Source organism: Escherichia sp. HH26CH (genome assembly GCF_009820205.1).
Taxonomy (GTDB): Bacteria; Pseudomonadota; Gammaproteobacteria; order Enterobacterales; family Enterobacteriaceae; genus Escherichia; species Escherichia coli_F.
This window is the reverse complement of sequence record NZ_VNXM01000038.1, coordinates 72361-93790: the sequence shown is the minus strand read 5'-3', so window position 1 is coordinate 93790 and position 21430 is coordinate 72361. Positions and strand designations below refer to the sequence as shown.

Annotated in this window: 21 protein-coding genes; 7 read left to right on the top strand and 14 right to left on the bottom strand. The window is 49.8% G+C overall.

The genetic code is table 11. The features are described 5' to 3' along the window. Positions 1–30: 30 nt before the first annotated feature. The 3 genes from speD to FQ015_RS12410 form a co-directional block, all read right to left on the bottom strand. The gene (gene speD / locus FQ015_RS12420) at positions 31–825 is read right to left on the bottom strand and encodes an adenosylmethionine decarboxylase (RefSeq protein ID WP_000734290.1); all 795 of its coding nucleotides are present in this window, start codon (positions 823–825) and stop codon (positions 31–33) included. Between the two features lie 15 nt (positions 826–840). Next, positions 841–1707 carry a polyamine aminopropyltransferase gene (speE, locus tag FQ015_RS12415; protein ID WP_160524109.1) on the bottom strand — a complete coding sequence of 289 codons (867 nt, stop codon included), beginning with the start codon at positions 1705–1707 and terminating at the stop codon, positions 841–843. A 105-nt stretch (positions 1708–1812) separates the two neighbouring features. Next, entirely contained in the window at positions 1813–2160 is a 348-nt protein-coding gene (locus FQ015_RS12410) for a YacC family pilotin-like protein (RefSeq protein WP_001295568.1), read from the bottom strand. A 165-nt stretch (positions 2161–2325) separates the two neighbouring features. Between FQ015_RS12410 and cueO the strand changes: the two genes are divergently transcribed. Then, positions 2326–3876, top strand: a complete 1551-nt coding sequence (gene cueO, locus FQ015_RS12405) for a multicopper oxidase CueO (protein ID WP_160524108.1) — start codon at positions 2326–2328, stop codon at positions 3874–3876. 201 nt (positions 3877–4077) lie between these two features. Here the strand turns inward: cueO and gcd are convergent, their stop codons facing one another. Next, entirely contained in the window at positions 4078–6468 is a 2391-nt protein-coding gene (gcd, locus tag FQ015_RS12400) for a quinoprotein glucose dehydrogenase (RefSeq protein WP_105272036.1), read from the bottom strand. A gap of 205 nt (positions 6469–6673) precedes the next feature. Between gcd and hpt the strand changes: the two genes are divergently transcribed. Then, on the top strand, positions 6674–7210 hold the full coding sequence (gene hpt, locus FQ015_RS12395; RefSeq protein WP_000683336.1) for a hypoxanthine phosphoribosyltransferase: 537 nt from the start codon (positions 6674–6676) through the stop codon (positions 7208–7210). Between the two features lie 40 nt (positions 7211–7250). On the opposite strand, the gene can is transcribed toward hpt, so the two are convergent. Beyond that, the gene (gene can, locus FQ015_RS12390; protein ID WP_000651599.1) at positions 7251–7913 is read right to left on the bottom strand and encodes a carbonate dehydratase; all 663 of its coding nucleotides are present in this window, start codon (positions 7911–7913) and stop codon (positions 7251–7253) included. 108 nt (positions 7914–8021) lie between these two features. On the opposite strand from can, the gene FQ015_RS12385 reads away from it, so the two are divergent. From FQ015_RS12385 to FQ015_RS12370, 4 genes are all read left to right on the top strand, one after another. Continuing rightward, complete coding sequence (locus tag FQ015_RS12385; protein WP_000150637.1) at positions 8022–8948, top strand: ABC transporter ATP-binding protein; 927 nt, start codon at positions 8022–8024, stop codon at positions 8946–8948. After that, positions 8945–9715 (top strand): ABC transporter permease, encoded by a 771-nt coding sequence (locus tag FQ015_RS12380; protein WP_000972203.1) that lies wholly within the window; start codon positions 8945–8947, stop codon positions 9713–9715. Before FQ015_RS12385 ends, FQ015_RS12380 begins: the two co-directional genes overlap by 4 nt. A 104-nt stretch (positions 9716–9819) precedes the next feature. Beyond that, positions 9820–10260 carry a PTS sugar transporter subunit IIA gene (locus tag FQ015_RS12375; protein WP_000901977.1) on the top strand — a complete coding sequence of 147 codons (441 nt, stop codon included), beginning with the start codon at positions 9820–9822 and terminating at the stop codon, positions 10258–10260. Between the two features lie 63 nt (positions 10261–10323). Then, on the top strand, positions 10324–11553 hold the full coding sequence (locus tag FQ015_RS12370; protein WP_160524107.1) for a polysaccharide deacetylase family protein: 1230 nt from the start codon (positions 10324–10326) through the stop codon (positions 11551–11553). A gap of 3 nt (positions 11554–11556) precedes the next feature. On the opposite strand, the gene panD is transcribed toward FQ015_RS12370, so the two are convergent. After that, positions 11557–11937 carry an aspartate 1-decarboxylase gene (gene panD, locus FQ015_RS12365; RefSeq protein WP_000621515.1) on the bottom strand — a complete coding sequence of 127 codons (381 nt, stop codon included), beginning with the start codon at positions 11935–11937 and terminating at the stop codon, positions 11557–11559. A 273-nt stretch (positions 11938–12210) separates the two neighbouring features. Between panD and FQ015_RS12360 the strand changes: the two genes are divergently transcribed. Next, a complete protein-coding gene (locus FQ015_RS12360) occupies positions 12211–13149 on the top strand; it encodes an Rpn family recombination-promoting nuclease/putative transposase (protein ID WP_160524106.1) in 939 nt (312 codons plus the stop codon). A gap of 81 nt (positions 13150–13230) precedes the next feature. Here FQ015_RS12360 and panC read toward each other — a convergent pair whose 3' ends face one another. The 8 genes from panC to FQ015_RS12320 all read right to left on the bottom strand — a co-directional run bounded on the left by panC (position 13231) and on the right by FQ015_RS12320 (position 21419). Beyond that, positions 13231–14082, bottom strand: a complete 852-nt coding sequence (gene panC / locus FQ015_RS12355) for a pantoate--beta-alanine ligase (protein WP_000905376.1) — start codon at positions 14080–14082, stop codon at positions 13231–13233. A gap of 11 nt (positions 14083–14093) precedes the next feature. After that, positions 14094–14888: a 3-methyl-2-oxobutanoate hydroxymethyltransferase gene (panB, locus tag FQ015_RS12350; protein WP_160524130.1), complete on the bottom strand. Its 795-nt coding sequence runs from the start codon at positions 14886–14888 to the stop codon at positions 14094–14096. 70 nt (positions 14889–14958) lie between these two features. Then, positions 14959–16233 carry a hypothetical protein gene (locus FQ015_RS12345; protein ID WP_237427029.1) on the bottom strand — a complete coding sequence of 425 codons (1275 nt, stop codon included), beginning with the start codon at positions 16231–16233 and terminating at the stop codon, positions 14959–14961. 20 nt (positions 16234–16253) lie between these two features. Continuing rightward, positions 16254–16850 carry a fimbrial-like protein gene (locus tag FQ015_RS12340; protein ID WP_160524105.1) on the bottom strand — a complete coding sequence of 199 codons (597 nt, stop codon included), beginning with the start codon at positions 16848–16850 and terminating at the stop codon, positions 16254–16256. 18 nt (positions 16851–16868) lie between these two features. Next, complete coding sequence (locus FQ015_RS12335; RefSeq protein WP_039021862.1) at positions 16869–17474, bottom strand: fimbrial protein; 606 nt, start codon at positions 17472–17474, stop codon at positions 16869–16871. Between the two features lie 14 nt (positions 17475–17488). Continuing rightward, positions 17489–18043: a fimbrial protein gene (locus FQ015_RS12330; protein WP_039021861.1), complete on the bottom strand. Its 555-nt coding sequence runs from the start codon at positions 18041–18043 to the stop codon at positions 17489–17491. Positions 18044–18055: 12 nt separating this feature from the next. Then, the gene (locus FQ015_RS12325) at positions 18056–20647 is read right to left on the bottom strand and encodes an outer membrane usher protein (RefSeq protein ID WP_052247494.1); all 2592 of its coding nucleotides are present in this window, start codon (positions 20645–20647) and stop codon (positions 18056–18058) included. 34 nt (positions 20648–20681) lie between these two features. Beyond that, entirely contained in the window at positions 20682–21419 is a 738-nt protein-coding gene (locus FQ015_RS12320) for a fimbrial chaperone (protein WP_039021860.1), read from the bottom strand. Positions 21420–21430 lie beyond the last annotated feature (11 nt).

The following is a 21430-nucleotide window of genomic DNA, read 5'->3' as shown; positions in this document are numbered from 1 at the left end:
TGGCGGAGCCTGCGAGCTCCGCCAGAGCCGTTAAACAGCAGGCATATTGCGCCCGTAATAAATCTCGCGCATTTCTTTCCACAGCGCAGCGGTAATTTCCTGGCGCTCGCTGTCGGTTAAATCTTCCGGTTTAGTGTGGAACATGTAGTGCTTAAGGTCGAACTCTTTAAGCAACATTTTTGTATGGAAGATATTTTCCTGATAGACGTTCACATCCACCATGTCATACAACGCCTTCATATCCTCGGACATAAAGTTCTGAATCGAATTAATCTCATGGTCGATAAAGTGCTTCATACCGTTAATGTCGCGGGTAAAACCGCGCACGCGATAATCAATGGTCACGATATCGGATTCAAGCTGGTGGATCAGGTAATTCAGTGCCTTCAACGGAGAAATCACGCCGCAGGTCGAGACTTCAATATCAGCACGGAAGGTACATAAACCGCCTTCAGGATGGCTTTCCGGATAGGTATGTACGCAAATATGACTTTTATCGAGATGGGCAACGACCGTTTCTGGCAGTGGTCCAGGGTGTTCTGTTTTGTCGATAAGTTTCGGGTCGACCGGTTCTTCACTCACCAGAATAGTGACGCTGGCACCCTGTGGTTCGTAATCCTGGCGGGCGATGTTAAGAATATTGGCTCCGATAATGGAACAGGTTTCTGACAGAATTTCGGTCAGGCGGTTGGCATTATAGAGTTCATCGATATAAGCGATATAACCGTCGCGCTCTTCGGCAGTTTTGGCATAGCAGATATCGTAAATACAAAAACTCAGACTTTTGGTCAGATTATTAAAGCCATGCAGTTTCAGTTTTTTCAATTTCTTATCTTCTCCTTAGGACGGCTGTGAGGCCAGTGCGTCTTGCAGATACTGAGGTAAGGCAAAAGCTGCCGTATGGACTGCCGGATTGTAATAACGGCATTTCAGGCCAGAAGCGAGAAAACGCGCCTGAATAATTTCGCTTGAGAGATGGCGTAAGGCGTCGTTATCTGTCGCCCATGCAAAGGTCATGATGCCGCCGTAATAGGTCGGGATTGCCGCCTGATAAAAGCCAACATCGCTGAAGTAATGGCTGAGTTTACGATAGCTGTCGATAGCCTCTTCCTGCTGTAAAAAGCAGACGCCGTTTTGTGCGACGAAGATACCGCCAGGATTCAGGCAACGTTTGCAGCCTTCATAAAATGCTGAGGTGAAAAGACTTTCGCCGGGACCGATAGGATCGGTGCAGTCGGAGATAATGACATCAAAGGTCTGGCTGGTTTGATTAACGAAATTGACGCCATCGTCGATCACCAGTTTAAAGCGCGGATCGTCGTAGCTACCGGCGTTATGGTTGGGCAGATACTGACGGCAGAACGACACGACACCCGCATCGATTTCCACCATCGCGATTGACTCAACGTTTTTATGTCGGGTCACTTCACGCAGCATGGCACCGTCGCCGCCGCCGATAATCAGCACATGTTTCGCGTGACCGTGGGCTAATAGCGGAACGTGGGTCATCATCTCATGATAGATAAACTCGTCGCGCTCGGTGGTTTGTACTACGCCATCCAGCGCCATTACGCGACCAAATGCGGCGTTCTCAAAAATGATCAGATCCTGGTGATCGGTCTTTTCATGATACAGAACGTTATCTACAGCAAAGTACTGCCCAAACTGGTCGTGTAGCGTTTCATGCCACTGTTTTTTTTCGGCCATGGGTTGATACCTCCTTTGTTAACACCCGTAAAAAAAGGGCGCAACATAATAGCTAACATTGACCGCGGATGCACGGTCAATATTTCTACAAAAAGGTATCAGGGATTATTTGACGTAGGCAAGCAGGCTTAAGGAATCGCGAGCCAGGGCTTTGCATTTTTTAGCGACGGGAATGCCGATGCCGCTGAGATCGCGGTAGCTGTCTTCACCGAGGGCTTTCATGTCGAAGGTATCGTAGTTGCTGAGATCCCACTGGTTTTGCTGGGCGAAAAAGACCAGTGCGCGACGAATCTGCCCGTTTGGTAAGTTCTGGTAACCACAATCGTTCTTCAGAAAGACAAAAACTGCCGTTAAATCGGCCATATCTTCGGCTTCAGACTCGCTGAGCGCGTAACTGTTTGCGCAGACGGCCATCAAGCTGCCGAATAACACTGTTCTGAAAAACGTCTTCATTGCTTCTACCAGGGGCTTAAAGAAGATAAACGTTAGCACACTGCGAGCGAGGCGACGACCATTATTGTTGATTAAATTGTGTCTGCGGCTTGACCTTCCCGTAAGGGGAAGGACTATGCTCAACGTTTGATTTTGTTTCGCCTGCTTAAGAATAAGGAAATAACTATGCAACGTCGTGATTTCTTGAAATATTCCATTGCGCTGGGCGTAGCTTCAGCCTTGCCGCTGTGGAGCCGCGCAGTATTTGCGGCGGAGCGTCCAACGTTACCGATCCCTGATTTGCTCACGACTGATGCCCGCAATCGTATTCAGTTAACTGTTGGCACAGGCCAGTCCACCTTTGCCGGAAAAACGGCAACTACCTGGGGCTATAACGGCAATCTGCTGGGGCCGGCGGTGAAATTACAGCGCGGCAAAGCGGTAACGGTTGATATCTATAACCAACTGAGGGAAGAAACGACGTTGCACTGGCACGGGCTGGAAGTACCGGGTGAAGTCGACGGCGGCCCGCAGGGAATTATTCCGCCAGGTGGCAAGCGTACGGTGACGTTGAACGTTGATCAACCTGCCGCTACCTGCTGGTTCCATCCGCATCAACATGGCAAAACCGGGCGACAGGTGGCGATGGGGCTGGCGGGGCTGGTAGTGATTGAAGATGACGAGATCCTGAAGTTAATGCTGCCAAAACAGTGGGGTATCGATGATGTCCCGGTGATCGTGCAGGATAAAAAATTTAACGCTGACGGGCAGATTGATTATCAACTGGATGTGATGACCGCTGCCGTGGGTTGGTTTGGCGATACGCTGCTGACCAATGGTGCTATCTACCCGCAACACGCCGCCCCGCGTGGCTGGCTGCGCCTGCGTTTGCTCAATGGCTGTAACGCCCGCTCGCTCAATTTCGCTACCAGTGACAATCGCCCGCTGTATGTGATTGCCAGCGACGGTGGTCTGCTACCTGAACCAGTGAAGGTGAGCGAGCTGCCGGTGCTGATGGGCGAGCGTTTCGAAGTGCTGGTGGAGGTTAACGACAACAAACCCTTTGATCTGGTGACGCTACCGGTCAGCCAGATGGGAATGGCAATTGCACCGTTTGACAAGCCGCATCCGGTAATGCGGATCCAGCCGATTTCCATTAGTGCTTCAGGTGCCTTACCTGACGCGTTAAGTAGCCTGCCAGCATTACCTTCGCTGGAAGGGCTGACGGTACGTAAGCTGCAACTCTCTATGGACCCGATGCTCGATATGATGGGTATGCAGATGCTGATGGAGAAATATGGCGATCAGGCGATGGCCGGGATGGACCACAGCCAGATGATGGGCCATATGGGGCACGGCAATATGAATCATATGAACCACGGCGGGAAGTTCGATTTCCACCATGCCAATAAAATCAACGGTCAGGCGTTTGATATGAATAAGCCGATGTTTGCGGCGGCGAAAGGGCAGTACGAGCGTTGGGTTATTTCTGGCGTGGGCGACATGATGCTGCATCCGTTCCATATTCACGGCACGCAGTTCCGTATCTTGTCAGAAAATGGCAAACCGCCAGCGACGCATCGCGCAGGCTGGAAAGATACTGTTAAGGTAGAAGGTAATGTCAGCGAAGTCCTGGTGAAGTTTAATCACGACGCACCGAAAGAACATGCATATATGGCGCACTGCCATCTGCTGGAGCATGAAGATACGGGGATGATGTTAGGGTTTACGGTATAAAAAGACCGTATTCAGAAATATGCCCGGATCTCTCCGGGCATTATTCTGCTGACAAACGCAAAACTGCCTGATGCGCTACGCTTATCAGGCCTACGTGAACTCTGCAATTTATTGAATTTGCGAGTTTTAGTAGGCCGGATAAGGCGTTTTCGCCGCATCCGGCATGAACAAAGCGCACTTTGTCAGCAATATGAGTCAATCTTAATTCACATCATCCGGCAACGCATAAGCCACAATATAGTCGCCCATCTTCGTACCAAATGAACCGTGACCGCCTGCGGAGATCACCACATACTGCTTACCATTCACTTCATAGGTCATCGGTGTTGCCTGACCACCCGCCGGTAAACGGCCCTGCCACAGTTTTTCACCGTTGCTCATGTTGTAAGCGCGCAGGTAGTTATCTGCCGTAGCGGCGATAAACAGCACGTTACCCGCTGTGGAGATTGGCCCGCCAAGCATCGGCATACCCATATTGAACGGCACCGGAATGGGCATCGGGAACGGCATGCTGTCCTGCGGCGTACCAATGCGTTTCTTCCACACCACTTCGTTGGTTTTCAGATCCAACGCCGAGATATAGCCCCATGCTGGCTGTTTACACGGCAGACCAAACGGTGAAAGGAACGGGTTGAGCGTAACGCCATACGGTACGCCGTACTGTGGCTGAATGCCGGATTCCGTACCGGTGCCTTTGGCATCTTTCGGCTGTTCCATCGGGTTGCCAGGACCGCGTGGGATCAGTTTCGAAACGAACGGCAGCGCCATTGGGTTGGCAATTGCCACTTCACGATTCGGATCAACGGAAATCCCGCCCCATTCGAACATCCCCAGGTTACCCGGGAAGACCAGCGTACCCTGTTCAGATGGCGGGGTGAAAATACCTTCATAACGCATCTGGTGGAACATTACGCGGCACACCAGTTGGTCAAACATGGTGGCGCCCCACATATCCGCACCGCTTAAATCTTTCGTCGGACGGAAGCTCAGTTCAGAAAACGGTTGAGTAGGGGTAACGTAATCACCTTTCGCTGCGCCTTGCGGCACCGGTTTTTCCGGGGCCGGAACCACCAGTTCACCATTGCGGCGATCAAGCACAAAAATGTTGCCGGTTTTCGCTGGAGCGTAAATAACCGGAACTTTTTGACCATTAACGGTGATATCTGCCAGCGTTGGCTGTGCCGGAAGATCCATATCCCACAGGTCGTGGTGAACGGTCTGATAGCTCCACGCCAGTTTCCCGGTAGTGGCATTCAGCGCCAGAATTGAGCTGGCATAACGTTCCTGTTCTGGGGTGCGGTTACCGCCCCAGATATCTGGCGTGGTAACGCCCATCGGCAGATACACCAGATCCAGCTTCGCGTCATAGGCCGCAGGTGCCCACGAGTTTGGCGAGTTAAAGGTAAAGGTGTGTTCGTCAGACGGGATCGCGTTCGGATCTTTCGCGCCTGGATCAAAGGCCCACAACAGCTCCCCGGTATTGACATCAAAACCACGGATCACGCCAGACGTTTCGCGGGTTGAGAAGTTATCAGTGACGGAACCCGCCATCACGATGGTTTTATCAGTGATAATCGGTGGTGAAGTCGGCTCATACAGACCCGGTTTGGTGTCCGGCATATTGCTTTGCAGATTGAGTACGCCTTTATTGGCAAAGGTTTCGCACAGCTTGCCGTTTTCAGCGTTAATCGCAATCAGGCGGCCATCATTGACCGGGAGAATGATACGACGCGGGCAATCCGCCATCACTTCCGGCGAAGCAGTTTCTGCTTTGGCTTCATGATAAGAGACACCACGGCAGGTTACATGCTGGAAAGACTCGTTGGTTTTCAGCTCAGGATCGTAATGCCATTTCTCTTTGCCGCTGGCGGCATCGAGCGCAAACAAACGCTGGTGAGCGGTACACAGGTAAAGCGTGTCGCCTACTTTAATCGGCGTCACTTCATTGGTGATTTCGCCCGGATCGTTCGGCTGTTTCACATCGCCTGTACGGAACACCCAGGCTTCTTTCAGCTTGTGGACGTTATCAGCGTTAATTTGTTTCAGTGGTGAAAAGCGTTGACCTTCCTGATTGCGACCATAGGCAGGCCAGTCTTGATCGGCAACGGGGGAGATAGCTTCGGCAGGTGTAGCATCAGCGCTTAAGGTGCCGTTGATTTCCTGTGGATCGTTAAATCCGGCCCAGGTGAGGATACCACCGCTAATCAACAGCGCGACCACCAACGCGGCAACTGCGCCGCTGGCAGGAATGACCAGGCGACGCCAGACAAACGGCAGGATCAGCCAGATACCAAAGAAGACCAGAATGTCGCTACGCGGCGTCAGCGCCCAGAAATCGAAACCCACTTCCCAGACGCCCCAAATCATGGTGCCAAGCAGCAATGCCGCGTAAAGCCAAAGTGCGGCGCGTTTGCTGCGCCACAGCATCCAGGCGACGCCGAGCATCATAAGGCCAGCGATAGGGTAGTACCAGGAGCCGCCGATCGCGACCAACCAGCCTCCGCCAATGAGAAGATACAGCCCGCAAAGCGCTGCAAATAGGGCTGTTAGCGTGACGAGTAATCGTCGCGAGCCGGTATTGTTAATTGCCATAAAGAGACACCATTTCAATTCATTAATATTTTAGTAGCAATTAATTATAGGTTTTAACATGTGTGATCGTCATCACAATTCGAGCTTTATTAACAGATTCCGCCAATGAATAGTTTTACTGGTATACTGCGTGTCTTGCGCTTTGTTGCGGTGCCAAAACCTGCCCGTGCGAAGTGATTTGTTTTTAAATCATATGGTTAGAGATATGAAACATACTGTAGAAGTAATGATCCCCGAAGCGGAGATTAAAGCGCGTATCGCCGAACTGGGTCGTCAGATTACTGAGCGTTACAAAGACAGCGGCAGCGATATGGTGCTGGTAGGCCTGCTGCGTGGCTCATTTATGTTTATGGCGGACCTGTGCCGTGAAGTTCAGGTATCTCATGAAGTCGATTTTATGACCGCCTCCAGCTACGGTAGCGGCATGTCCACCACCCGCGATGTGAAAATCCTCAAAGATCTGGATGAAGATATCCGTGGCAAGGACGTGCTGATTGTTGAAGATATCATCGACTCGGGTAATACACTGTCGAAAGTGCGTGAAATCTTAAGCCTGCGCGAACCGAAGTCGCTGGCGATTTGTACGCTGCTGGATAAACCGTCCCGTCGTGAAGTGAACGTCCCGGTAGAATTTATCGGTTTCTCGATCCCGGATGAGTTTGTGGTGGGTTACGGCATTGATTACGCTCAGCGTTACCGCCATCTGCCGTACATCGGCAAAGTAGTGCTGCTGGACGAGTAAGTGCGGATGTGCCGGATGTGTTGCATCCGGCATGGTGTTTTTATTTGTGGTTGGCGTGTTTCAGCTTGAGATTGGAAATCCCGTGACGGTAACGTTGTTCAAGGGTTTCGCGGTTGGTGGCGGTAACATCCAGATCACGCAGCAAACCGTCGTGAATGCCGTAGGCCCAGCCGTGAATGGTGACTTTCTGCCCGCGTTTCCACGCTGATTGCATAATGGTGGAGTGGCCCAGGTTATATACCTGCTCCATGACGTTCAGTTCGCACAAGGTATCCAGACGGCGCTCTTGCGGCATTTCGCCAAGCAATGAGCTATGTTTGAACCAGATATCGCGAATGTGCAGCAGCCAGTTGTTGATAAGCCCCAGTTCCGGGTTTTCAACTGCGGCCTGTACGCCGCCGCAACCGTAGTGGCCACAGATAATAATGTGTTCAACTTCGAGAACATCCACTGCATACTGAACCACGGAAAGGCAGTTCAGGTCGGTGTGAATGACCAGGTTAGCAACATTACGGTGAACAAAGAGTTCGCCCGGCTCAAGACCGGTTAAACGTTCTGCAGGAACGCGACTGTCGGAACATCCAATCCATAGAAAGCGCGGTTTTTGCGCTTGCGCCAGTTTCTCAAAAAACCCGGGATCCTCTTCCACCAGCATTTTTGACCATAGTGCATTGTTGCTGATGAGTGTATCTATGTCTTTCATGGAGGTTAACGACCTGTAACCAAATAATTACGTTTGGCTAATATAGGGCAACTCCGGGACGATTTAAACCACAGATAAAGTGTAAGAACGTAAGGTAAGTAAAAATTTATGACCATTGCACTGGAACTTCAACAGCTTAAAAAAACCTATCCAGGCGGCGTTCAGGCGCTTCGTGGAATCGATTTGCAGGTCGAAGCGGGTGATTTTTATGCGCTTCTCGGGCCGAACGGGGCCGGGAAATCAACCACTATCGGTATTATCAGCTCTCTGGTAAATAAAACCTCCGGGCGGGTCAGCGTATTTGGTTACGATCTCGAGAAAGATGTCGTGAACGCTAAACGTCAGTTGGGACTGGTGCCGCAGGAATTTAACTTCAACCCGTTTGAAACCGTGCAACAAATTGTGGTGAACCAGGCGGGGTACTACGGTGTAGAGCGCAAAGAAGCGTACATCCGCAGCGAAAAGTATCTTAAACAGCTCGATTTATGGGGAAAGCGTAACGAACGTGCGCGTATGTTATCGGGCGGGATGAAGCGCCGTTTAATGATTGCTCGTGCGTTAATGCATGAACCTAAACTGCTGATTCTTGACGAACCAACCGCAGGCGTGGATATCGAACTTCGCCGCTCAATGTGGGGATTTTTGAAGGATTTAAACGACAAAGGCACCACCATCATTCTTACCACGCACTACCTGGAAGAAGCAGAAATGCTGTGCCGCAATATCGGCATTATTCAACACGGTGAGCTGGTGGAAAATACCTCGATGAAGGCGCTGCTGGCGAAGCTGAAATCGGAAACTTTTATTCTCGATCTCGCGCCGAAAAGCCCATTGCCGAAGCTCGATGGCTATCAGTATCGACTGGTCGATACCGCTACGCTGGAAGTTGAAGTGCTGCGTGAGCAGGGGATCAACAGTGTATTCACGCAGTTAAGTGAGCAGGGTATTCAGGTATTAAGTATGCGTAACAAAGCTAACCGTCTGGAAGAGCTGTTTGTTTCACTGGTTAATGAAAAACAAGGAGATCGCGCATGATGCATCTTTACTGGGTGGCACTAAAAAGCATCTGGGCGAAAGAGATCCATCGCTTTATGCGTATCTGGGTGCAGACGCTGGTGCCACCGGTCATCACCATGACCCTTTATTTTATTATCTTCGGTAACCTGATTGGTTCGCGCATCGGCGATATGCATGGCTTCAGCTATATGCAGTTCATCGTGCCGGGGCTGATCATGATGTCGGTAATCACCAATGCCTACGCCAACGTCGCTTCATCATTTTTTGGTGCCAAGTTCCAGCGTAATATTGAAGAGCTGCTGGTTGCACCCGTACCGACTCACGTGATTATTGCCGGATATGTTGGCGGTGGTGTGGCGCGCGGACTGTTTGTTGGCATTCTGGTGACGGCAATTTCACTGTTTTTTGTGCCTTTTCAGGTACATTCGTGGGTATTTGTCGCTTTAACGCTGGTGCTCACGGCGGTGTTATTCTCCCTTGCTGGATTGCTGAACGGCGTGTTTGCCAAAACGTTCGATGACATCAGCCTGGTGCCAACCTTTGTGTTAACGCCACTCACGTATTTGGGCGGGGTCTTTTACTCCCTGACTTTGCTGCCGCCGTTCTGGCAGGGACTGTCGCACCTGAACCCGATCGTTTATATGATCAGTGGTTTCCGCTACGGCTTCCTCGGAATCAATGATGTGCCGCTGGTCACTACCTTTGGCGTACTGGTGGTCTTTATTGTGGCGTTTTATTTGATTTGCTGGTCGCTGATCCAACGTGGGCGTGGTCTGCGTAGCTAAGGCTATTTCCTCTCCTCTGGATTCGGGGGAGAGGAGTTTTGACGGCTATCACCCTTTATCAACAATGGTCAGGGTAGACTGATTTTCGGCTAAGGAGGAAGGCGATGCTAGGTTGGGTTATTACCTGTCACGATGATCGGGCGCAAGAGATACTGGATGCGCTGGAGAAAAAACACGGGGCGCTTCTTCAGTGCCGGGCCGTGAATTTCTGGCGCGGATTAAGTTCTAATATGCTCAGCCGTATGATGTGCGATGCTCTGCATGAAGCAGACTCTGGCGATGGGGTGATCTTTTTAACTGATATTGCCGGAGCGCCGCCGTACCGCGTGGCTTCGCTATTAAGCCACAAACACTCCCGCTGTGAAGTGATTTCTGGGGTAACGTTACCGTTAGTTGAACAGATGCTGGCCTACCGTGAAACATTATCCAGCGCTGAGTTTCGCGAGCGAATTGTCGAACTGGGTGCGCCGGAGGTCAGTAGTCTTTGGCACCAACAACAAAAAAATCCGCCTTTCGTCCTCAAACATAATTTGTATGAGTATTAACCCGCGATCCTGATGACGCTTTTGCTACAATAAAAGCGTTGTTTCATCCCTGGTTATTTTTTCATGTATAAACAAGCTGTTATTCTCCTGCTGATGCTGTTTACCACAAGCGTCAGTGCCGCATTACCTGCCCGTTATATGCAAACCATCGAAAATGCCGCGGTCTGGGCGCAAATTGGCGACAAAATGGTGACGGTAGGGAATATTCGGGCCGGACAAATCATTGCCGTGGAGCCGACTGCCGCAAGTTATTACGCATTTAATTTTGGCTTTGGCAAAGGGTTTATCGATAAAGGTCATCTCGAGCCGGTTCAGGGGAGACAAAAAGTTGAAGACGGTTTGGGTGACCTCAACAAGCCGCTGAGTAATCAGAACTTAATAACCTGGAAAGATACGCCGGTTTATAACGCGCCGAGTGTGGGCAGTGCGCCATTTGGGGTACTGGCGGACAATTTGCGTTATCCGATTTTGCATAAACTGAAAGACAGGTTAAACCAAACCTGGTATCAGGTCCGTATTGGCGATCGACTGGCCTATATCAGCGCGCTGGATGCCCAACCCGACAATGGCCTGCCGGTGCTAACCTATCATCATATTCTGCGCGACGAAGAAAACACCCGTTTTCGCCATACTTCGACGACCACCTCGGTACGCGCCTTCAATAACCAGATGGCCTGGCTGCGCGACAGGGGATACGCGACACTGAGCATGACGCAGTTGGAAGGTTACGTGCAGAATAACATTAATCTCCCGGCACGTGCCGTGGTGATTACCTTTGATGATGGTCTCAAGTCGGTTAGCCGCTATGCGTATCCTGTGTTGAAACACTATGGTATGAAGGCGACGGCATTTATTGTTACCTCGCGCATTAAACGTCACCCGCAGAAATGGGATCCAAAATCGCTGCAATTTATGAGCATTTCTGAGCTTAACGAAATTCGTGATGTATTTGATTTCCAGTCACATACTCATTTTTTGCATCGGGTAGATGGCTATCGCCGCCCCATATTACTGAGCCGTAGTGAGCACAATATTCTGTTTGATTTTGCGCGATCGCGTCGGGCGCTGGCGCAGTTTAATCCACATGTCTTGTATCTTTCTTATCCGTTTGGCGGATTTAATGACAAAGCGGTGAAGGCGGCACGTGAAGCCGGATTTCATCTGGCAGTGACCACCATGAAAGGCAAAGTAAAACCGGGGGATAATCCGTTGTTACTAAAACGGCTTTATATCTTAAGAATGGATTCGCTGGAGACGATGTCGCGGCTGGTGAGTAACCAGCCGCAGGGGTGATTATCAGGCCACCTGAACTGGAATCGCTTTTGCGGTACGTTTCATTTCATTGTCGCCTTCAAAATAAGCAACGTTGGGTCGCCATGTACGGGCTTCTTCATCCGGCATAGTGACGAAGCTGGCGATGATGACAATATCGCCGACGCTGGCGCAGTGGGCCGCCGCACCGTTAACAGAAATAATTCTCGAACCGCGCTCTGCCGCGATGGCATAGGTGGAGAAACGCTTGCCGTTGGTGACATTCCAGATATCAATGGCTTCGTTTTCGAGAATACCGGCTGCGTCAAGAAAATCCTGGTCAATGGCGCAAGAACCTTCATAGTGCAGGTCCGCATGAGTCACTTTCACGCGGTGGAGTTTGCCCTGCAGCATCGTGCGAATCATAACTTCTACCTTTCTACCCTGTCGTTAACGAAGCAGGCGGTGCCTGCTTTGAGGAAATTCTCACGCAGTATTGCCCGATTTTTGTCTAGTGTCTACTCATCTGACGGCATTTGCATCAGCAGTTTGCGTGCCGTGCCGAAGCGAGCCATGTAACGCATGTAACCAATTGAAATTTCTCTGAACGCTGCTCGGTAAACACTAAAGAGGCGGCTGACGACGGCGCGCCTTGACTGGATACTGCCTTCACGCAAGACAACACGGAAGGCAGGGAAGATGGATGCACCGAGTACCACACCGCATGATGCGGTGTTTAAACAATTTTTAATGCACGCGGAAACGGCTCGCGACTTTCTGGATATCCATTTGCCAGCGGAGCTACGCGAACTGTGTGACCTCGACACGCTGCATCTTGAGTCGGGGAGTTTTATTGAAGAAAGCCTGAAAGGGCACAGCACTGACGTGCTCTATTCCGTGCAAATGCAGGGTAATACGGGCTATCTACATGTTGTGATTGAACACCAAAGCAAGCCGGATAAAAAAATGGCGTTTCGCATGATGCGTTATTCTATTGCTGCCATGCACCGGCATCTGGAGGCAGATCACGATAAGCTGCCGCTGGTGGTGCCGATTCTGTTTTATCAGGGCGAGGCCACACCTTATCCGCTCTCAATGTGCTGGTTTGATATGTTTTACTCGCCGGAGCTGGCGCGACGCGTCTATAACAGTCCTTTCCCGCTGGTGGATATCACTATCACACCGGATGACGAAATCATGCAACATCGGCGGATTGCGATTCTCGAACTGCTGCAAAAACATATTCGCCAGCGCGACTTAATGTTATTGCTGGAGCAACTGGTCACGCTGATTGACGAAGGGTACACTAGCGGAAGTCAGTTAGTTGCCATGCAAAACTATATGCTGCAACGCGGTCATACTGAACAAGCGGATTTGTTTTATGGTGTGGTGAGAGACAGGGAAACGGGAGGGGAGTCTATGATGACGCTGGCGCAGTGGTTTGAAGAGAAAGGGATTGAGAAGGGAATGGAGAAAGGAATGGAGAAAGGAATTGAGAAGGGGATTCAGCAGGGAAGACAGGAAGTAAGTCAGGAATTCGCCCTGCGTCTTCTGAGTAAAGGAATGTCTCGGGAAGACATTGCAGAGATGGCAAATTTACCTCTTACAGAGGTTGATAAGCTAATTAACTCTAACTAAGTTGTCTGCGTTATGAATAATCGCTTACAGATAACGTGGCAATGAATAACTGGCGCCATCAGCCGTAGCGCCAGTTAAATATTACGCCAGTTCGACGATTTTGTTGTCGATCAGGCGAGCATCGCCAAGCCAGGCGGCTACCAGAATCACAGCTCGTTTGCTGTTTTCAGCGATTTCCAGCAAGGTGTCGGCATCGCGAATCTGAATATCATCGGAACGGAAACCTTTTTCATTCAGTTCTTGCCCGGCAATAGCAATAATTTCATCGAGATCCCGTTCGCCAGCCTGCAATTTGTCGGCAATTGAACTTAAGACCTTGTACAGACCCGGCGCAATTTTACGTTGTTCCGCCGTCAGATAGCCGTTACGGGAACTGAGTGCCAGACCGTCTTTCGCGCGCATAATCGGCACTCCGACAATCTCAATATCGAAGCCCATATCGGCAACCATTTTGCGGATCAGCGCCAGTTGCTGAAAATCCTTTTCACCGAAGCAGGCGATGTCCGGCTGGACCAGGTTGAACAGTTTGCTGACGATGGTCGATACGCCGCGAAAATGTCCTGGGCGGCTGGCACCTTCCAGCATGGTGGAAAGGCCTGGAACATCGACATAGGTGTGGGTTTCTGTACCGTTCGGATAGATCTCTTTTACCGAGGGAGCGAAAACCAGATCCACTTTACGTTTGTTTAGCTTCTCGCAGTCTTCCTGCAAGGTGCGTGGGTAGCGAGCCAGATCTTCCGGGCGGTCAAACTGCATCGGGTTAACGAAAATACTGACGACGACTACATCGGCGCGGGCTTTGGCTTCGTCGACCAGCTTCATATGACCATCGTGCAGGTTACCCATAGTAGGCACCAGCGCCACGCGTTTGCCTTCCATTCGCAGGCGGCGAATTTGCTGACGCAGCAACGGCAGGGTTTCGATAATTAACACAACGTGACTCCTCAATGGAAACTGTGTTCTTCGCCCGGATAAACACCGGACTCCACTTCAGCTATATACTGACGCACTGCTGCGCGGATGTCGCCCGTTTCAGTAAGGAAATTTTTTGCAAATTTAGGGATATGGCCGCCGGTAATACCGAACGCGTCGTGCATCACGAGGATTTGCCCGTCGGTGACGTTGCCCGCGCCAATACCGATTACCGGAATCGCCAGCGCTTCGGTAATGCGTTTCGCCAGTTCAACCGGCACGCATTCCAGCACCAGCAACTGTGCACCAGCGGCTTCTAAGGCTAACGCATCGCTGAGCAGTTGATCGCCCGCTTCATCGCCACGCCCTTGTACTTTGTAGCCGCCAAATATATTCACTGACTGTGGGGTTAAACCTAAATGACCACAAACCGGAACTGCGCGTTCAGTCAGCATTCGTACCGTCTCAACCAACCATGCGCCGCCTTCAATTTTGACCATATTGGCTCCGGCACGCATTACTGTGGCGGCATTTTCAAAGGCCTGTTCCGGGGTGGAGTACGCCATAAACGGCAGGTCGGCCAGCAGCAGGCAATTTGGTGCGCCACGACGTACGGCAGCAGTGTGGTAGGCGATATCTTGAACGGTTACCGGGAGTGTGGAGTCGTGCCCCTGAACAGTCATGCCCAGCGAATCGCCAACCAACATCACGTTAAGTCCTTCTTCGGCAAACAATTTAGCGAAGCTGTAGTCGTAAGCGGTTATTGTCGCGAAGCGTTTTTTGTCCTGTTTGCATTTCTGCAGTAAGGTGATGGTACACGGTTTCATCATACCCCCCTGTTAGCCATAGTTTTAATCAATAATAATGGCGCATTGTAGGGGATGTCAGTGATGAGTGTTAGCCCTTTGTGGTCAAAACCGGCAGGTATTCCTGCCGGTAATGTGTGGTCATGGGTAGGTAATCTGGAATGTTCCTGTCCCGCGGAATTTCCCAGGTTTGATATCCGCAGAACCATCTTGCTTGAGGGTCGCCTGAAATGAGAGGGGTTTTTTTGTCTGTTCCCTTGTCACTCTCTACATAAGGATCGTTCATAATATCTTTATACACAGAATTCACGCTATTAGGGACAATTACCATCTGCGTGCTGACACTTGATTGCAGCCCTTCAATTAATACGCCTACCCCAGATGCCGCCCCGGAACTTTGCAGATTGCCCAGAAGTTGTTTATTATTAACGCCTACTTTTGCCGAAGTGAGTTTTACTTCAATATTATGGATATATGTACAACCAGTCAGATTAATATTGAATTTCGCTGGCGAAAGTCCAGCCTTAATGTCTTTAGGTAGCTTATTTCCTAACTGTACATCATTACCATTCGTCACCGATGTGCCGCTGACGCCAGAAATCGTTGAGGCAGAACACGTTGGCCAGGCAAGGATCATTCCTGTCGCCGGAATTGTTATGTTTACTTTTTTCGAGTGGCTTTGATTGGGAGTGGTGTCATTATGAAAATAGAAGTCCACCGCACCATGTCCACCGTTTTTACTGAGCTGAAAATTACTTGCTTGCTGGGCGGTAGGGGCAAAATTTTGATCAGCATATAAGTGAATTTTGAAGCCTGTATTCACCCCCCCCAATATATAATAGGTGGAATCATAACTACACCCAGTACTCTCTCCAGTATATTTTAATCCAGTGTCAATCCCGGAATTCGAGGCGTTATCAATCCATATTGGAATGTTATCTGTTGACACGCCAGAGCTATACAGTGCTGTGATCTCAATAACAAAGTAGAGTCCATTGATATTAGTTTTCCACAACGTATGGCCATCAGCAGATAAGCCAGATGATATATAGTTATGAAATATCTTAATAGGATGTTGGCCGGTATCATTTTTATAACAATAGACCGAACCATAACTATTGACCCCAGACCAATCGTAGACGGCGATTTCTCTGAGACCAGATTCTTTGTGTACAGCTACTGTTTTACCAAAGGTGTTTGGATGAGAGACATTAAAATCTGCGGTCGGTCCGTTGGTCTTGTAATCATTATTCTTCGTCCCTTCAACAGTATTGCCGACTACCAGTGTATAGGCTGATGCTGAAAATATACAGCCTGCCAGCAAGAATGCCAATAAACGGGGTAACCACTGTATTATTTTATTCATTATGTATTTCGTCCTTGAATTTATTCGTAATAAACATCGACCAGGACACGACTTCTGACTACACCCGGTTGAGGGGCAAGCGATTTAACCACGCGTTGCATTCTGGAATAGAACGTCCAGGTCGAAGAGATAAGATCGTCCGAGGTGACGGAAAAAATCGCCCGTGACGTGCCATCCTGAGCCAGAATGTTATAAGATTGAACGCCTGGCTCGGTCGAAAAAATGACGATGCCGACATTTTTTGCACCGGTTGATAGTTGTTCTTCGTCATTCGCAAAAACCTGTAAATTCCCATTGGCGAGATGACCGCTTTGGGGAATAAAGTTCATTTTTAACTGTGTAGGCGTTGTGCTTACTGCATCACTACTGCAGCCAGTAACCTCAATCGTAAATGTCTTTCCGCCACCATACTCCGTTTCAGCGGTAACGTTGGCAGGGAAATAATTCAAATCCACGGTACCAAGATTGACTGTCCCACCATCGCTGACCTGTGTCTGGCAGGTTGTGTTAGTCACCGACGCGATAAGATCCAGGTCCTGACCGGCATAACACTGGTTTAACGACAGGGTTGCTACGAGCCCTGCAGTCAGTGAGAAATTGCGATATGGAAAGAGCACAATAACCGCCTTTTTAATTTATTGATACGAAATGGTCAGGGTGGTCGGTGAGTAAAAATCACCGGCAGTAAGTTCGGTTCTTGCTGCCCCGTCCACCGGGACCATTCGCGTGCTGAGCGGATAGGTCAGTGGGTTCTGGGTGGTAACAGAAGAGAGATCAACCTCGATCGTATTAAGGTTTTTACAATGAAACTGAGTACTTCCATTGCCATTTGGTGTGGCAGTCGTCCATACCTCAACTGCCGTTTTCGCGGCTTTCGGCGTTTGTGGTGAGGCATTAGCAAATGCAGCCAGATTCGCATTGGGGCCCGAACAACCTATCATTCTTGGTGCCAGCGTTAAGTATGCTTTTTTACCGGGTATGCCCGCACAACCGCTAAACTGCAGATCAAATGTTTTTATTTTGGTTTTCGTGAATACTTCAGAGATTGAAACACTGCCGAAATCAACCGTTTTGGTGCCACTGCTACTGCCAGTGTCCATTGTCATGGTACAAGTCCCTGTTGTAATCAGACTATTCACGGTCAATCCGACAGAAGGTGTACCTGCCATTGCAGAGGGCGCGCCGCATGCCGCAATCGACGCTGCGGCTAAAACCATTTTTGTAATCACATTCATTTTCATGGTAGCCATCCTTCTTATTCGTAGGTGAAACTAAACGTAGCTTTGGCTTTAAAATCACCAATCTGTCCCGCGCCCGCGGTTGTTTCACGCAGGGCAACGGTCATCGGTAAACCATTGGTTATTTCATCCGTAGTCCAGTTAAAGCTGGTTGAGCCATCGACTGCCAGATAGTTTTCACCAGTAGTGCTTTTGCGCTTAATTCCCATACCGATGTTATTGGCTACTTGCGAGCCTGTAGCTTCGTTTTTAATCAACTTACCGGAAATAGATGTTCCGCTAATTCGCGTCTTGATTGTCCCTATGCCCGCACTGCATCCTGATGCGACGAGTTTAAAAGTGGTTTCTGCGGCGCTGTCAAAATTAACCAGTTTATCCAACCCAACGTCAGGAATGATCAGGCTGTATTGATCGCTACCGATTGTCGTAATATCGACAGAATCTTTCGCAATTTTCATTGTGCAGGTGGTTTCTGTTACCGTCGCAACAAAATCAACATCAATATTTTCCGCTTGCACGGCCTGGGGCAGGCTGAGACTAAGCAAAGGGATTGCTATAAGTATCCGTTTCATGGATGCTCCGTTTTAGTGTTTTGCCATGTGGCAGGTAAGATTATTTAAAAACAGCGTTGATCCTGGCGAGGATGTTTCAGGCGTATCCGGGAATGCGTAACGGGCAAGACACTCCACGGGTTGGTTATTTTCAAACCAACGAATGCTGAGCACGCCTTGCTCCTGAATACCGCGCACGTAAGCCTGCCCACCCTGGCCCATGTTGCCGATCATCTTATCGTTTTCAAAAACTTCGGCGGCAAAAGGTATTGGTTTGCCCGCGTCACTGGCAATCTCGAGAACTGCTGCACGTCCCTGATCGGTTTCAAATTTCGCTATCACAATCGAACCACTGCGCGGTACGGTCATAGCACTGGTACTTTTTAACTCAACGTTGTCTTCCATCGAGTCGATATCAAGATCTACCCGGTTCTCGCGGTAAGGGCTTAACGAACTGGCTATGCCATAACCCCAACGGTCAATAGTGCTAGTGCTATTATTCAGGCGAGCGCCTTTCGCGCCTGGTGCATTTACCAGTACCATCGTGTCGGCGTCACTGAAGCTGTCATTCGTGAATGTCAGGCCACCGCTGTGTAATACAAAACCGCCTTCAGCGCTGAGTGAATATTGTCGGCTGTTATCGGTGTCTGCTGAGGCAGAAGCGGAGAAGCCGCCATACTGGGAGTCATAGCTCATGTACCCGCCGAGCGAGGTGATATCTTTTGAATCCTTCGCCACTGAGTAGGCAGTGTTTACACTATAGGAGAGAGCGTTATCTTCATTGCCTCCGGAGAGGTTCGTGTTGAACTGATGGTTGCCGTTCAGGTCACTATTAACCTGAGAGGTTAGGGAGCGGAACCCTGATTTAGGTCGATATCCACCGAGCAGGTTTTCCAGGGGAACACTGACGCTAAAGTAAACGGAGTCATCTTTTTTACCGTCTTCATTCCAGGTTCTCTGGAAGTTCATACTGAAGCTGCCCCACGATACGCCCTTACTGTAACCGAGGTTATAATCAGTACGGCTATCGCTTCCAGCCCAATAATCGGTCCAGGTGGTAGACATATACAGCGAGCCCCAGTCGGAATCGGCCATTTTGAGCGGCTGGTTCAGGCTGATAGTAAATTGATTCTTCATGCGCTCGTAGCTGCTCATCGTATTGTACTTTTCACCATCGCGGGCGTGGTTTGCGTCGTCGATCAGTGTCAGTGCATCATGCAGTCCGAGATAATCCTGAGTTGAATAGCGATAGGCGGCCAGGTTGATTGAGGTATCTGTCGATTCGATGAGTTTGTTCCAGGTCACCCGATAGCTCTGCCCCTGATATGTCTTATCAGACGGAATTTCCGTACGGGAGTGAGTCACATCAACGGCGAACGCGCCGACCGACGTGTTGATACCAACCCCTAATAATCCGGCGGCATAATTGTTATCGGTTACCTGAATACCGGTATACCCGGTAAAAAAGTTGTTGAAGCCGTAGTAGTACGAAAACTGGGCGAGGTTAGGCTCATGATGCAGGTCATCGTCAATTACCTGGCCGGCCGAAATATCCCAACGGCCAACACCTGGACGTTGCATCTGCACGACAGAGGAGAAGGGCTGAGTAAAGGTGCGTTTGCTACCATCAGCTTCCTCAATAGTCACTAACAGTTCAGAACCGAAGCCGGATGGAGTGATGTCATCAATCGTGAATGCGCCTGGTGGTACCGTCGCTTCGTAAATCTTATAGCCGCCCTGGGTAATGGTGACTTTGGCGTTAGTATTGGCAACGCCACGGATAATAGGGGCGTAGCTGGACAACGAAGAGGGCAGCATACGACTGTCGCTATAGAGGCGCGCGCCACGAACGTTAACCGAGTCGAATGTTTCGCCAGTAGTATATGCTTCACCGACAATTAACTGGGAACGTAGCGAGGGAAGATCGCGCTGCAGATAGCGATTCTGAAAATCAAAATTGTTTACGCCGTTATTATCCCACGAATAGTTGCCACGAGCGCGTAAATGCCATGCCCCGAGGTTAATACCAGAATTAAACGAAGCGTAGACGCTGTCATTACTGTCGCCTGAATATGCATTGTGATAGGCGTTGATCGAGTAAGAGAGCATTGCGGCGTTAATTCCGGATTCCCACAGCGAGGGATCGACATAACCCTGGTAGCCCTTTAACACAAAAGCCTGGGGTACAGTGACATCCAGCCGCTGTTCGCCGACATCGAACCTGACCTGAGCCTGATCGTATGATTTGGCCATATCCAGGCAGTCGCCATCTTCGCTATCGCGCTTGATTAGCACTACACTGTTATCCGGCTGAAGGATATGTAGTTGCGCCAGGTTTTTCGCAGTTAAACAGGCCGCGGCGCTTTGGGTGCCGACATCAATAAATGGGAGGGTGAGATTGCTGACCGCCTTGTCGTTAACAAAAACGCTGACGTTATAAATTCCCGGTAGTGTCGGGTTGCCTTCAGTATAGCGGGAGACATCAATGGTTGCCGCGCCGCTTCCCATCAGAAAAGAGCTGTCATACTCTACTGCTTCTTCTGCCAGCACATAGTTGCTATATATAAGCGCACAGCAGACCGTAAGTAGCGTTTTTTTAGGGATGTTGGTGACACTGTTCGCCATAATCAAGGCCTTATTCCCGCTTAGGTCATGAAAGTTACAAGGATGCGGAGCCGTCGATCATGCCGCCGAAGTCGCTGATCGCCTGATAAGTTATTTTTCCGGTACTGACATTGTTGCTCAGACCTTTAACCGCAAATTCTGCATGGGCAAATGGTGCGACCATGGATGCCTCGACGCTGTATTTTTTACCGTTGGCATCCAGCGAAATCTGATTAAATGAGACGTAATAAGGCGTTGGGTTATTTGCCTGGACAAAGGCTTTTCCTTGTTGCGAGGTCACCTGCCATTTGATTTTTGCTGGTGCTTCAAAGGATTCACCTTGCAAGCCGCCCGGGCGATAAAAAAGTTTGATGCGTGTGCGGAATGCCAGTTGCAGCATGTTGTTGTCAGTGGTGTTATTGCTGATTTTGGGCGGAACTTCCAGCACGTTAAACCAGAACACACTTTCGCGATCGCCAGGCAATGGCGTTGCGCTGGTATAAGCAATTTTTATCGTTTGCCCGCGTTTTGGCTCTATACGCGAAACGGGGGGGGTAGAAGCAAAAGGTACTTTTATCTGACTGGGATCGGCATTATCGTTACCGGTATCAAGCCAGTTCTGTACTAATAGCGGGCGATTGCCTTTATTTTCCAGCCGTATGCTGACATCTTTTTTATTGGCATCATAAATGATACGTGTACCGGAAATGACAATATCAGCGAACACCGGAGCGCTGGTTAAAAGTGCACTGATAAATAATGCGCTAACTGTTTTTTTAACAAAGGGAAACATAAGCACTCCTT

Excerpts from the sequence above, each read along its gene's own strand:
- FQ015_RS12360 (WP_160524106.1), top strand. The coding sequence starts at position 12,211 with ATGGATGCACCGAGTACCACACCGCATGATGCGGTGTTTAAACAATTT.
- FQ015_RS12375 (WP_000901977.1), top strand. The coding sequence starts at position 9,820 with ATGCTAGGTTGGGTTATTACCTGTCACGATGATCGGGCGCAAGAGATA.
- hpt (WP_000683336.1), top strand. The coding sequence starts at position 6,674 with ATGAAACATACTGTAGAAGTAATGATCCCCGAAGCGGAGATTAAAGCG.
- panB (WP_160524130.1), bottom strand. The coding sequence starts at position 14,888 with ATGAAACCGTGTACCATCACCTTACTGCAGAAATGCAAACAGGACAAA.
- FQ015_RS12345 (WP_237427029.1), bottom strand. The coding sequence starts at position 16,233 with ATGAATAAAATAATACAGTGGTTACCCCGTTTATTGGCATTCTTGCTG.
- FQ015_RS12325 (WP_052247494.1), bottom strand. The coding sequence starts at position 20,647 with ATGGCGAACAGTGTCACCAACATCCCTAAAAAAACGCTACTTACGGTC.
- panD (WP_000621515.1), bottom strand. The coding sequence starts at position 11,937 with ATGATTCGCACGATGCTGCAGGGCAAACTCCACCGCGTGAAAGTGACT.
- FQ015_RS12385 (WP_000150637.1), top strand. The coding sequence starts at position 8,022 with ATGACCATTGCACTGGAACTTCAACAGCTTAAAAAAACCTATCCAGGC.
- FQ015_RS12335 (WP_039021862.1), bottom strand. The coding sequence starts at position 17,474 with ATGAAAATGAATGTGATTACAAAAATGGTTTTAGCCGCAGCGTCGATT.
- FQ015_RS12410 (WP_001295568.1), bottom strand. The coding sequence starts at position 2,160 with ATGAAGACGTTTTTCAGAACAGTGTTATTCGGCAGCTTGATGGCCGTC.
- FQ015_RS12320 (WP_039021860.1), bottom strand. The coding sequence starts at position 21,419 with ATGTTTCCCTTTGTTAAAAAAACAGTTAGCGCATTATTTATCAGTGCA.
- gcd (WP_105272036.1), bottom strand. The coding sequence starts at position 6,468 with ATGGCAATTAACAATACCGGCTCGCGACGATTACTCGTCACGCTAACA.
- FQ015_RS12380 (WP_000972203.1), top strand. The coding sequence starts at position 8,945 with ATGATGCATCTTTACTGGGTGGCACTAAAAAGCATCTGGGCGAAAGAG.
- FQ015_RS12330 (WP_039021861.1), bottom strand. The coding sequence starts at position 18,043 with ATGAAACGGATACTTATAGCAATCCCTTTGCTTAGTCTCAGCCTGCCC.
- speE (WP_160524109.1), bottom strand. The coding sequence starts at position 1,707 with ATGGCCGAAAAAAAACAGTGGCATGAAACGCTACACGACCAGTTTGGG.
- FQ015_RS12370 (WP_160524107.1), top strand. The coding sequence starts at position 10,324 with ATGTATAAACAAGCTGTTATTCTCCTGCTGATGCTGTTTACCACAAGC.
- cueO (WP_160524108.1), top strand. The coding sequence starts at position 2,326 with ATGCAACGTCGTGATTTCTTGAAATATTCCATTGCGCTGGGCGTAGCT.
- can (WP_000651599.1), bottom strand. The coding sequence starts at position 7,913 with ATGAAAGACATAGATACACTCATCAGCAACAATGCACTATGGTCAAAA.